Here is a 12,165-nt window from a genome sequence, read left to right as displayed (position 1 = left end):
CCCGCCACGAGGGCGGTCCCGGAGGTTGCGGGGCCGCCCTTGTCGTGGGCGTCGGGGATACTGGGAGGCGCAGAAGCGAAGAGGGAAAGGCCACAACGTGACTGAGATCGAGATCGGGCGCGGCAAGCGCGGCCGCCGGGCGTACGCCTTCGACGACATCGCCGTCGTCCCGAGCCGCCGTACGCGGGACCCGAAGGAGGTCTCGATCGCCTGGCAGATCGACGCGTACCGCTTCGAGCTGCCCTTCCTGGCCGCCCCCATGGACTCGGTCGTCTCCCCGGCCACCGCGATCCGTATCGGCGAGCTGGGGGGCCTCGGCGTCCTGAACCTGGAAGGCCTCTGGACGCGGTACGACGACCCGCAGCCGCTGCTCGACGAGATCGCCGGGCTGGACGCGGAGCGCGCGACCCGCCGGCTCCAGGAGATCTACGCGGCTCCCATCAAGGAGGAGCTGATCGGGCAGCGCATCAAGGAGGTGCGCGACTCCGGGGTCGTCACCGCCGCCGCCCTCTCCCCGCAGCGCACGGCGCAGTTCTCCAAGGCCGTCGTCGACGCGGGCGTGGACATCTTCGTCATCCGCGGTACGACGGTGTCGGCCGAGCACGTCTCGGGTGCCGCCGAACCGCTGAACCTGAAGCAGTTCATCTACGAGCTCGACGTCCCGGTGATCGTCGGCGGCTGCGCCACGTACACCGCGGCCCTGCACCTGATGCGCACCGGCGCGGCCGGTGTGCTGGTCGGATTCGGCGGCGGTGCCGCGCACACCACGCGCAACGTGCTGGGCATCCAGGTCCCGATGGCGACCGCCGTCGCGGACGTCGCCGCGGCCCGCCGCGACTACATGGACGAGTCCGGCGGCCGGTACGTGCACGTCATCGCCGACGGCGGTGTCGGCTGGTCGGGCGACCTCCCCAAGGCGATCGCCTGCGGCGCCGACTCCGTGATGATGGGTTCCCCGCTCGCGCGCGCCACCGACGCGCCCGGCCGCGGCCACCACTGGGGCATGGAGGCGGTGAACGAGGAGCTGCCGCGCGGCAAGAAGGTCGACCTCGGCACCGTCGGCACCATCGAGGAGATCCTCACCGGTCCGTCGCACATCCCGGACGGCTCGATGAACATCTTCGGCGCCCTGCGCCGCGCCATGGCGACCACGGGCTACAGCGAGCTCAAGGAGTTCCAGCGCGTCGAGGTGACGGTCGCGGACGCGCAGCACAAGCGCTGACCACCGCGCAGCACAAGCGCTGACCACCCGAAGCCGGGTTCGGCGATGTCGTCTCCAGGTCCGGGCCGCTCGCGAGCGGCCCGGACCTGCGCGTGCGGTGTCCGGGTCCCTCGCGGGGGCAAGGCTCAGATGTTGATCAAATCGGGCCCGACCCGCCCGGGAGTCCCTGGCGGCTGGGATAGCGTCCCCTGAAGCTACCGACCGGTAGCGAAACGAGGGGAACAGTTTTGCGATCGATCACACCACCTGCTGTCCGCATCGGACTCAACTCGGGTGTAGCCCTTGCCGTGCTCGTCGGGGTGATGGGTATGGGCGGCGAGGCGCAGGCCTCCCACATGACGTCGTGCGTGAGTCACATCACCGACGACCTGGGCCGCGTGCACGAGCACAACTGGTGCAACATCAAGGGCGTCAAGTACGTCGGCGTGAAGCAGGGCAAGAGCGCGGTCGCGCTGGTGAAGGGGCGCGGGCCGATCACGCTCACGCTGACCAACAGCGAGACGGTCTCCAACAGCAGGAGCGCCACGATCACCGTGACGGCCGGATCGGTGTCGGCCGCGGTGGGCTTCGACGTGACCAAGTCGCGCACGAAGACCATGGCGGCGAGCTGGGCCGTCCCGAGGGGCAAGATGGGCACCCTGAAGGCGTACCCCCTGTACAAGACGTACACGTTCAAGGCCTACAGCAAGCTGGACGGTTCCTACGTGGGCAAGGGAACCGCCCGCCAGGCCATCGGCTACAAGTACACGCACTCCGCCGTCTGACGGATCGGGTCACGGGGTGGTGCGTCCGTCGGCGTACCACCCCGCCCGCGTCGTACGGGGGTGGGTCGGCCGGGCCCGGCTCAGAGCCGGTGCGCCGCCCCCGTCGGGGTCGCTCCCCTTGTGTCCAGGAGGAGTTGGGCCTTCACGGACAGTCCTTGCAGGTCGTACGTGCGGTGTTGCTGGAGCAGGATCGTCAGGTCGGCGTCGGCCGCGGCCTCGTAGAGGGAGTCCGCGCGCGGTACGGGCCGCCCGAGGACGCTCCAGGCCGGTACGTGCGGGTCGTGATAGCTGACCGAGGCGCCCAGTTCCATCAGCCGTACGGCGATCTCGTGGGCGGGAGCGCCCTGTTGGTCGGCGCTGTCGGCCTTGTAGGTGACACCGAGGAGCAGTACCCGCGCGGCACGGGCGGACTTCCCGTGCTCGTTGAGCAGCGCGGCGGCGCGCTGGATGACGTACTGCGGCATGTGGTCGTTGACCTGCCGGGCCAGTTCGACCATCCGCAGCGGGCGCCCGGAGGGGCCGCCGAGGTCCTGCGCGAGTCCGTGGCCGCCGACTCCCGGGCCCGGACGGAACGCCTGGAACCCGAACGGCTTGGTCTCCGCGCAGCGGATGACGTCCCACAGGTCGACGCCCAGATCGTGGCAGAGCACCGCCATCTCGTTGACGAGGGCGATGTTGACGTGCCGGAAGTTGGTCTCCAGGACCTGCACGGTCTCCGCCTCGCGGGGTCCGCGCGCGCGGACGACCTTGTCGGTGAGCCGTCCGTAGAAGGCGGCGGCCGACTCGGTGCAGGCGGGGGTGAGGCCGCCGATGACCTTCGGTGTTCCGGCGGGGGTGAAGTCGCGGTTGCCGGGGTCGACCCGGCTGGGCGAGTAGGCGAGGTGGAAATCGCGCCCCGCGCGAAGTCCGGAGCCGGTTTCGAGGAGCGGGCGCAGGAATCCCTCGGTGGTGCCGGGGTGCACGGGGGACTCCAGGATCACCGTGGTGTGCGGGCGCAGCCGTGCGGCCAGGGTGCGGGCCGCCGACTCCACCTGGCCGAGGTCCAGGGCGCCGTCCGCGCCCCGCGGGGTCGGCGCGCAGATGACGGCGGTGCGGACGCGGCCCAGCTCGGCCGGGTTGGTGGCCGGGCGGAAGCCGCCCGCGAGCATCCGGCGCAGTTCGGCGGCGGTGAGGGAGCCGCCTTCCGGGCCGGTTCTGTAGCCGAGGGTGGGGATGCCGGCGGCGACGGCGGCCTGGGCCAGGGGCAGGCCGAGGTGACCGAGTCCGATGACGGCGAGGTCTGCGGGCATGGAGTGGGCCGTCCTTCCCAGTAACCGAAGCGGGACAGGTGCGCAAGCCCTGTGGACAGGATGGGCGAGAGCAATGTCAGACTAGGAGTAAATATGACCGATTTGCGGGATTGATCGATCAAGATTCCTTGCGCGTCGCCCAGAGTTGTCCACAGGCTGCGGACGGACGGTGGCCGATGAGGGGAGAGACGGTCAGACTTTGGGCAGGGGGGATGTGAGCCGGGCGTCGCCGGACAGGTGCGGTGCGGCCAGCACGACCTACAGCGGGAGGCAGCGGTGAGGACAGCGACACTGGGGCCGGCGGAGCGTGCCGAGTCACTGGCGGAAATGGCCGAGCGTGAGCTGGACGTGCTGGTCGTGGGCGCGGGTGTGGTCGGCGCGGGCACCGCGCTGGACGCCGTGACCCGCGGCCTGTCCACCGGGCTGGTCGAGGCGCGCGACTGGGCCTCGGGCACGTCGAGCAGATCCAGCAAGCTGATCCACGGCGGTCTGCGGTATCTGGAGATGCTCGACTTCACGCTCGTCCGCGAGGCGCTCAAGGAGCGCGGACTGCTCCTGGAACGGCTCGCCCCGCACCTGGTCAAGCCCGTCCCGTTCCTCTACCCCCTTCAGCACAAGGGCTGGGAGCGGCTGTACGCGGGCTCCGGCGTCGCTCTGTACGACGCCATGTCGATGGCCCGCGGCCACGGCCGTGGCCTGCCCGGCCACCGCCATCTCAGCCGCCGCCACGCCCTGCGCGTGGCACCGGCCCTGAAGAAGGACGCGCTGATCGGCGCCCTCCAGTACTACGACGCGCAGATGGACGACGCCCGCTATGTGGCGACCCTGGTGCGCACGGCGGCCTCGTACGGCGCGAAGGTCGCCAACCGCGCGCGGGTCACCGGGTTCCTGCGCGAGGGCGAACGGGTGGTCGGGGCCCGGGTGCGCGACGTCGAGGGCGGCGGCGAGTACAAGGTCCGCGCCCGCCAGATCGTCAACGCCACGGGCGTGTGGACCGACGACACCCAGGCCATGGTGGGGGAGCGGGGCCAGTTCCACGTCCGCGCGTCCAAGGGCATCCATCTGGTCGTGCCGAAGGACCGGATCAACTCCTCCACGGGTCTGATCCTGCGCACCGAGAAGTCCGTGCTGTTCGTGATCCCGTGGGGCCGCCACTGGATCATCGGTACCACCGACACCGACTGGGACCTCGACAAGGCCCACCCGGCGGCCTCCAGCGCCGACATCGACTATCTGCTGGAGCACGTGAACTCGGTGCTCTCCGTCCCGCTCTCCCGCGACGACGTCGAGGGGGTGTACGCGGGGCTGCGGCCGCTGCTGGCCGGGGAGTCGGACGCCACCAGCAAGCTGTCGCGCGAGCACACCGTCGCCCACCCGGTGCCCGGACTCGTGGTCGTGGCGGGCGGCAAGTACACGACCTACCGCGTGATGGCCAAGGACGCGGTGGACGAGGCGGTGCACGGCATCGACCAGCGCGTCGCCGAATGCGTCACCGAGGACGTGCCGCTGCTCGGCGCCGAGGGGTACCGCGCGCTGTGGAACGCGCGAGCGCGGATCGCGGCCCGCACCGGCATCCATGTGGTGCGGGTGGAGCACCTGCTGAACCGGTACGGATCGCTCGCCGAGGAGCTCCTCGACCTCATCGCGGCGGACCCCTCCCTCGGCGAGCCCCTGCCGGCCGCCGAGGACTACCTCCGCGCCGAGATCGTCTACGCCGCCTCGCACGAGGGCGCTCGCCACCTGGACGACATCCTCACCCGGCGCACGCGGATCTCCATCGAGACCTTCGACCGGGGCACCCGCAGCGCCCGCGAGGCCGCCGAACTGGTGGCGCCGGTCCTCGGCTGGGACAAGGACCAGATCGAGCGCGAGGTCGAGCACTACGAGAAGCGGGTCGAGGCCGAACGGGAGTCCCAGCGCCAGCCGGACGACCTGACGGCGGACGCGGCCCGGCTGGGGGCTCCGGACATCGTGCAGTTCTGACCCGCCGTCGCCCGCCGTCACCGCCGTCGTCCGCCGATGTCACTCGAACGGGTGTGGCGGGCCGGGATCTCTGTTCGCGGCCCGGCCGTTCTACCGGGTGCGGGGACAGAACTCGGCGGCGAGCAGGGCCGGTTCGAGCGTCGAGTCCGTGACCCCGTCCGTGTTCACGCGGAAGGTGAGGACATGACGACCGTCGGCGGTGGCCGCGCTGCGCACGTAGCTGCCGGCGATGCGGCCGTTGTGTCCCCACACCGTGGTCCCGCACGGCAGCTTCACCGGGAACAGCCCTGTGCCGTACGTGCCATGTGCGGCCCGGGTGCCGAGCATCTCGCGCAGCCAGTGCGGGGGCAGCAGTCCGCCGCCGAGCAGGGCCGCGTAGAAGCGGTTCAGGTCGGCCAGCGTGCTCACCAGCTCACCCGCCGCGCCGGCCACGCGCGGGTCGAGCTCGGTGACGTCGGAACCGTCGGCGGCGTAGGCGCGGCCGTGCGGCTCGGGCAGCGACGCCCGCTCGCCGGGGAACGAAGTGCCGGTCAGACGGAGGGGGATGATGACGCGCCGCTCGGTCTCGGCGGCGTACGAGCGGCCGGTGACCTGCTCGATGATCATGCCGAGCACCACGTAGTTGGTGTTCGAGTAGACGAAACGACCACGTGGGGAAGGGGGATGGGCGAGGGCGATGCGCAGGGCCTGAAGAGGAGTCAGGGGGACGGTGCCCCGGGTCGTCGAGGTGAAGTCGTAGAGGCCGCTGGTGTGCTGGAGCAGGGCGCGCAGGGTGATGCCGCGGCCGTCGTTGCCGGCGCCGCGCACCAGGCCGGGCAGATGGTCGTCGACGGAGTCGGACAGGGACAGCCGGTGCTCGGCGGCGAGTTGCAGGACGACCGTCGCGATGAACGACTTGGTGACGCTTCCGGCGCGGAAGTGATCGGAACGGCCAATTCCGTTTCCTGCGCTCGCGAAGACCGGTCCGGACCCGTCGTCGGCGAGCAGGGCGGCGGCGGGAGCGCCGCCGCGGGTCACGAGGCGGGTGAGCGCGGCCCGCGCGGTGCGGGCGACGGGCGTTCGCGCGGCCACCGGGACCTGCCCCGCCAGACCGCTCTGGACCACGGCGAGCAACGTCAGGGACACGGGTATGGCCAGAAGTGTCGGGGGTGTCCTGAGCCGTCGCATCGCGGGGTCCCTCCTTGTCGCGGCCCATCATGAGGTACGTCCCTGTGCCTGGGAACGGGGTGCGTCCAGGCCGTGGACCGGGCACGACGGAGCCGCCGGAACGTGGTCGCGGGCCGGCCGGCGGACCCGGGGCGCGGTCGCGGGCGGGCCGCCGGCGGGGTCCGCGCGTCTCACTGGCCGAGCTGTTGCGGTTCCAGGGGCCCCCTGGGCGCCGGGCACTTGTCGGGTGAGGGACAATGAAGGCTCTGTCAGGGCGGGTTGCATGAGGGGACGCATGTCGGAGGCGGAGCGGGCGGGAGCATCCCGTCAGGACAAGAGCGAACGTCTCCTCGCCGGTCGGTACCGGTTGGGGGACGTTCTCGGCCGCGGCGGCATGGGCACCGTGTGGCGCGCCGAGGACGAGACCCTGGGCCGCACGGTCGCCGTGAAGGAGCTGCGGTTCCCTTCGGCCATCGACGAGGACGAGAAGCGCCGGCTGATCACGCGCACGCTGCGGGAGGCCAAGGCCATCGCGCGGATCCGCAACAACGGCGCGGTGACGGTCTTCGACGTGGTCGACGAGGACAACCGGCCGTGGATCGTCATGGAGCTCATCGAGGGCAAGTCCCTCGCCGAGGCCATCCGCGAGGACGGACTGCTCACGCCCCGGCGCGCCGCCGAGGTGGGTCTGGCCATCCTCGACGTGTTGCAGGCGGCGCACCGTGAGGGCATCCTGCACCGGGACGTGAAGCCCTCGAACGTGCTGATCTCCGGCGACGACGGCCGGGTCGTGCTCACCGACTTCGGCATCGCCCAGGTGGAGGGCGACCCGTCCATCACCTCGACCGGCATGCTCGTCGGCGCGCCCTCCTACATCTCGCCCGAGCGGGCACGCGGCCACAAGCCAGGACCTGCGGCAGACCTGTGGTCGCTGGGCGGTCTGCTGTACGCGGCGGTCGAAGGCGTTCCGCCGTACGACAAGGGCTCCGCGATCGCGACGCTCACCGCGGTGATGACCGAGCCCGTCGAACAGCCCAAGAACGCGGGCCCGCTGGAGAACGTGATCTACGGCCTGCTCGCCAAGGATCCCGAGCAGCGGCTCGACGACGCGGGCGCGCGGGCCATGCTCGTCGAGGTGCTGCGCAACGCGGGGCCCGAGAAGAGCGGGCCGGAGCCGCAGGACGCGACACGGGTCGTGGCCATGCCCCCGCTGCCGGAGGAACCGGCACGGCGGGGCGCGGGCGGCTCGGCCTCAGGCGGCAAGAAGGGCGAGGAACCCGCGGAGCGGCTGCGCGGGGCCCTGCGGTCGGTGCGCAAGGCCGCGACCGCGGCCGGGGCCGCCACGGCGGCGGCCACCTCGGCGGCGACGGCCCGCGCCAAGTCGACGGGCGGCGCGGCTCCGTCCGGGGGGGAGGGAGCCGCGGCGACGGCCTCCCCGAGCGTGGGCGCGGGGTCCGGCACGGATGCCGGTACGGCCGGCGGGACCTCCGCGCCGGCCACCGCAGCGCATCCCTCGGCGCCGGGACGTACGAGCGGTTCCGACGGCAAGCGCGGTGGCGCGGGGTCCGGATGGCCGGTGGCGCCCGAGCGTCCGGCGCGCCCGGTCCCGAAGGCCTCGCTGACCGATGTCGTGCCACTGCGGACCCTGGTGATCATCGCGGTCGTCCTGGCGCTGGCCGTGGTCGGCACCGTGCTGGCCATCACGATCGGCGGCGGGGGCGACAACGGCGCCAAGGGCGGCACCGGTGGCGGCGCCAAGGCGACCGCCTCCGCCGGAGCGAGCTCCGGGAGCGGCAAGAGCGGTGGCGGCAAGAGCGGCGGCGACAAGGGCAAGAGCGACGCCGCCCACACCGACAGTGGCGACAAGTCGGGGTCGAGCTCCGGATCGGACGACTCCTCGAACGCCTCGTCGGGCTCGGACACGAGCACGTCGGACGGTTCGGGCGGCGACGGCAAGGAGACGGGCTCGGATGCGGGTTCCGCCGCCGTGAAGACGTACGAGAGCGGTCAGGGCTTCTCGATCGGGCTGCCGAAGGGGTGGAAGTACCAGTCCCAGGACGCCGCGGGAGCCCGGTTCACCGGACCCGACGGGCAGAAGCTCCTGGTGGGCTGGACGTCGACGCCCAAGGACGACCCGGTCGCGGACTGGAAGAACCAGGAGCGCTATATGACGCGCTCCCAGTACACGAAGATCCGCATAGAGAGCGTGGACTACCGCGGCTGGAACACGGCCGACTGGGAGTTCACCTCCGTGGACGGCGGCACCACGTTCCACACCATCGACCGCGGATTCGTCGTGAACTCCCATCAGGGGTACGCGCTGATGTACACGGCGAAGGACTCCGCCTGGGACAGCGCGCTGCGCAAGAGCACCTGGGCGACGCTGAGCGGGACGTTCCAGCCGAAGAAGTGACACGGCGCTCGCCGAGGGGTGTCGTACGGACCGGCCGGGGTGGTGGACCCGGACCGATCCGGACGGCACCCCTCAGGTGACGTTCCGCGACGAACGGGGCCCGAGATCTCGCATCCCCGCTCTGCGGATTGCCTCAGGCACGTATCGTGAGTGGTTGCGGACCGAACGAAGCCACAACGGAACGCACGGCGAACGGAATTGACCAACCGGTCGGCTGGGGGAGCATCGTGGACGACTACGCGGGACGGGTACTCGCCGACCGCTACCGCCTGCCCCTGCCGCCCGCCGACGCGTTCGAACTCGCCGAGAGCCGGGCCTTCGACACCTACAGCGGGCAGGAAGTCCTGGTACGGCAGGTGCCGTTGCCCGAGGTCGTCGAGGCCGAGGTGCTCGACGCGGACGGGCTGCCCGACGGGTTCGTCGCCAGGGACGGCGGCGTGCGGCGGGCCTCGGCCCGTACCACCCGGCGGCCCACCGAACCGGCGGTCCTGCGCGCGATCGACGCGGCACAGGCGGCCGCGCGGATCCCCGACCACCCCCGGCTCGACCAGGTCTTCGACGTGTTCGCCGAGGGCGGCTCGCTGTGGATCGTGAGCGAGCTGGTGCCCGCCAGGCCGCTGGCCGCCCTGCTCGCCGAGAGGCCGCTCACCCCCTACCGCGCCGCCGAGGTCGCCGCCGACGTCCTGACCGCGCTGCGGGTCCTGCACGCGCACGGCTGGGTGCACCGGAACATCACCGCGCGCACGGTCCTCGTCTGCGACGACGGACGCGTCCTGCTCACCGGACTGGCGGCCGGGGCCGCCGAGGAGGCGCTGTGCGGGTACGACCCGGTACCGGCGCCCGAGGACGACTTCACGACCGGCGCCGGGACCGGCCCCGGTGGGCAGCCCCGTGACGGAGGTCGGGCCGGGGCGGGCGCTCCTCAGGGTGCCGCCGGAGGCGGGAGGGGTCCCGTCGGCGGGACCGGATTCGGCGGTGCCCCCCGCGGGGTCGCCGTGGCGGCCACGAGCGGCGCCGACGCCGAAGCGGCCCGGCGGGCGGCGATCGAGGCCCGCGCCGAGCAGGGCACGCCCGTTCCCGGGGTACCGGTCCCCGGCGCGCCCGTGGCGGGCCGGGCACCGCGTGCGCTGGAGACCGGCGGTCCTGCGGGCCGGGGCCGGCCGACGGGAGCGTACGGACCGGACGGCGGAGCGGAGCCGGGCGGCGGACCGGAGGAGGCCGGGGACGACATCCGCGCCGCGCGCGCCGGAGCCATCGCCGCGTACCGGGCCGGAGCGCGTGCCGCCGCTCGCGTCCAGGGAGAGCGTCGGGGCGACCCGTTCGCCCTTCCGGCGCCCCGCCCCTCGGCGCCCGGCGAGCAGACCGCCCAGGACGGCCGCTACGGCGCCTCACCGCACTCCCCGGAGACCCGGGCCACCTCCCCGCACCCGTCCGGCCAGGGCGAACGGCAGCACCCCCACGGCTCGCCCCCGGGCCAGATAGCCGACCCGTACGGAGTCGGCGGCACCGGTGCGTACGGAGTCCGGCCGCGGACCGGCGGGGACGACGGCCGGGCGCGCCCCTCCCTCGCCGCGGGAGCCGGACCGGACGGCAGGCCGGCGCGGGACGACCCGGGACACGGCCCTTCGGCGCTCGCGCCGGGACAGGCGCCCCAGGGCACGGGAGACGGCGGCCGACCCGGTGTTCCCGCTCCCGGCCGGACCGTGGGCGGGGACCGGGCCGCGTACGACGGCCGCCCCGCCGGCGGATTCCAGGACCCGGGCGGCGGCCACGTGACCGTGCCTCCCGGCGGATTCACCGACCCCGGACACGGCCGTCCGACCGGCGCGTTCCCGGCCACCGGCCCCACCCGGGTGCCCTCGCAGCATCCCGCCCCCGCCCCGCACGATCCCGGTCGCACCGGCGCCGGTTGGGGCGACCTGGTCGCCGGGACGCCGCCGCGCCGGGGCCCGGCCACCGCGCTCGCGGCCGAGCGGGCCCGGCAGGCACGGATGGCGGTGGTCGGACCGGTCACCGAGCGCTGGGCGCCCGAGCAGGCCGGACCGGTGCACGAGAACTGGCAGTTGGCGGCCCCGATCGGACCGGCGACCGACCTGTGGGCGCTCGGCGCGCTGCTCTTCCGCGCCGTGCAGGGACACGCCCCGTACCCGGAGGAGAACACCGCCGAGCTGGTCCAGCTGGTGTGCGCGGAACCGCCCGCCTTCGCCGAGGAGTGCGGGCCGCTGCGGCCCGTCGTCGAGTCGCTGCTGCGCCAGGACCCCACCGAGCGGCTCGACTTCGAGGAACTGCGCGGCTGGCTGCGGTCGTTGGTGCGCTCCGCGCCCGAGCCCGAGGCCGGGACGCATGTCGTGTCCGTGCCGCCCGCCGACCCGAGCCGGCTGCCGATCGTGCGGCGCCGGGGCGAACTCGTGCGCAGGCGCCGGGCCGCTCTGCCGGCGACCAGCCCGCACGCCCGCCACAAGCGCGCCAGGCGGGAGAACGCCCCGCCCCGCAGGCTGGGCCGCAACCTGCTCCTGCTGGTCCTGCTCCTGCTGGTCGCGGCGGTCGCGTACGCGGTCGCCTTCATGCCCAAGGCGGACCGTGGCGGCACCGGTGGGGAGCGGACCGGCGCCGCCGGGCAGGCAGGTCCCGCCACACCCTCCGGCGCCGACCCGACGGCCGGCGGCACACCCACCTCGGGGCAGACCTCGCCGGACCCCGGCAAGAGCCCTTCGGGGAAGTCGAGTTCGACCTCCTCGCACACCACCCCCGACCCCGGTGTCGCCCAGGGCTTCACTCTCCGCAAGGACCCCGAGGGATTCCAGGTCGCCGTGGCGAGCGGCTGGACCAGGTCGCCGAAGAACGGCAGCGGCCAGATCGTCTACTCCCAGGGGGACTTCGAGCTCATCGTCGTCCCCGGACGCGACGGCACGGCCACGTACGGCGGCGACCCGATGACCTATCAGCGGGAGAACGAGAAGGAGTTGCAGCCCTTCCGGGACTCGACCTGGGCCACCTCCAGCGGGATGCGCCGGATCGACGTGGGCGGCAAGGCCATGGCCGAAGGCCAGTTCACCTGGCAGGACACCGCGGGGCACTCGCTCTATGTGCGCAACCTCGCGATCCTCGTCGCCGGGCACTACCACGTGGTGCAGGTACGTGGCCCGGACGCCGAACGCGACGAGGTGACCCGGCTGTACGAACAGGCCTCGTCCACGTACCAGATCACCCGCTGAGCAACTCTTCCGCACATCGGCGCAACGTTTCGGCAGGCAGAGGCGTCTGAACATCGGACGGTTCACTCCCGTACAGGGAAGGGACAACCGTCACAGTGCGGTCTCCGTACGACCCCGCTTGTTCCCAGGGTGG

General features: G+C 72.9%; 7 protein-coding genes. 5 read left to right on the top strand and 2 right to left on the bottom strand.

Annotated elements, in window-relative coordinates:
- Positions 1–97 precede the first annotated feature (97 nt).
- Together ACZ4AA_RS07030 and ACZ4AA_RS07025 are read left to right on the top strand one after the other, a co-directional pair.
- Positions 98–1,222 carry a GuaB3 family IMP dehydrogenase-related protein gene (locus ACZ4AA_RS07030; RefSeq protein ID WP_467596686.1) on the top strand — a complete coding sequence of 375 codons (1,125 nt, stop codon included), beginning with the start codon at positions 98–100 and terminating at the stop codon, positions 1,220–1,222.
- A 347-nt stretch (positions 1,223–1,569) separates the two neighbouring features.
- Entirely contained in the window at positions 1,570–1,986 is a 417-nt protein-coding gene (locus ACZ4AA_RS07025; protein WP_467596683.1) for a hypothetical protein, read from the top strand.
- A gap of 80 nt (positions 1,987–2,066) precedes the next feature.
- Here ACZ4AA_RS07025 and ACZ4AA_RS07020 read toward each other — a convergent pair whose 3' ends face one another.
- Entirely contained in the window at positions 2,067–3,275 is a 1,209-nt protein-coding gene (locus ACZ4AA_RS07020; RefSeq protein ID WP_467596680.1) for a nucleotide sugar dehydrogenase, read from the bottom strand.
- A gap of 276 nt (positions 3,276–3,551) precedes the next feature.
- Between ACZ4AA_RS07020 and ACZ4AA_RS07015 the strand changes: the two genes are divergently transcribed.
- Entirely contained in the window at positions 3,552–5,258 is a 1,707-nt protein-coding gene (locus tag ACZ4AA_RS07015; RefSeq protein ID WP_467596677.1) for a glycerol-3-phosphate dehydrogenase/oxidase, read from the top strand.
- A gap of 90 nt (positions 5,259–5,348) precedes the next feature.
- Here ACZ4AA_RS07015 and ACZ4AA_RS07010 read toward each other — a convergent pair whose 3' ends face one another.
- Positions 5,349–6,425 carry a serine hydrolase domain-containing protein gene (locus ACZ4AA_RS07010; RefSeq protein ID WP_467596673.1) on the bottom strand — a complete coding sequence of 359 codons (1,077 nt, stop codon included), beginning with the start codon at positions 6,423–6,425 and terminating at the stop codon, positions 5,349–5,351.
- 274 nt (positions 6,426–6,699) lie between these two features.
- On the opposite strand from ACZ4AA_RS07010, the gene ACZ4AA_RS07005 reads away from it, so the two are divergent.
- Together ACZ4AA_RS07005 and ACZ4AA_RS07000 are read left to right on the top strand one after the other, a co-directional pair.
- Positions 6,700–8,817, top strand: coding sequence for a serine/threonine-protein kinase (locus ACZ4AA_RS07005; RefSeq protein WP_467597119.1), 2,118 nt, complete (start codon positions 6,700–6,702; stop codon positions 8,815–8,817).
- Positions 8,818–9,044: 227 nt separating this feature from the next.
- Positions 9,045–12,032 carry a protein kinase gene (locus tag ACZ4AA_RS07000; protein ID WP_467596670.1) on the top strand — a complete coding sequence of 996 codons (2,988 nt, stop codon included), beginning with the start codon at positions 9,045–9,047 and terminating at the stop codon, positions 12,030–12,032.
- Positions 12,033–12,165: the final 133 nt, after the last annotated feature.

It is taken from the genome of Streptomyces sp. NPDC024698 (assembly GCF_055559015.1).
The sequence above is the reverse complement of the archived record's forward strand: the minus strand, read 5'-3'. Positions and strand labels throughout refer to the sequence as shown.

Coding starts and splice junctions, on each gene's coding strand:
- ACZ4AA_RS07010 (WP_467596673.1), bottom strand. CDS start 6,425: ATGCGACGGCTCAGGACACCCCCGACACTTCTGGCCATACCCGTGTCC.
- ACZ4AA_RS07005 (WP_467597119.1), top strand. CDS start 6,700: ATGTCGGAGGCGGAGCGGGCGGGAGCATCCCGTCAGGACAAGAGCGAA.
- ACZ4AA_RS07020 (WP_467596680.1), bottom strand. CDS start 3,275: ATGCCCGCAGACCTCGCCGTCATCGGACTCGGTCACCTCGGCCTGCCC.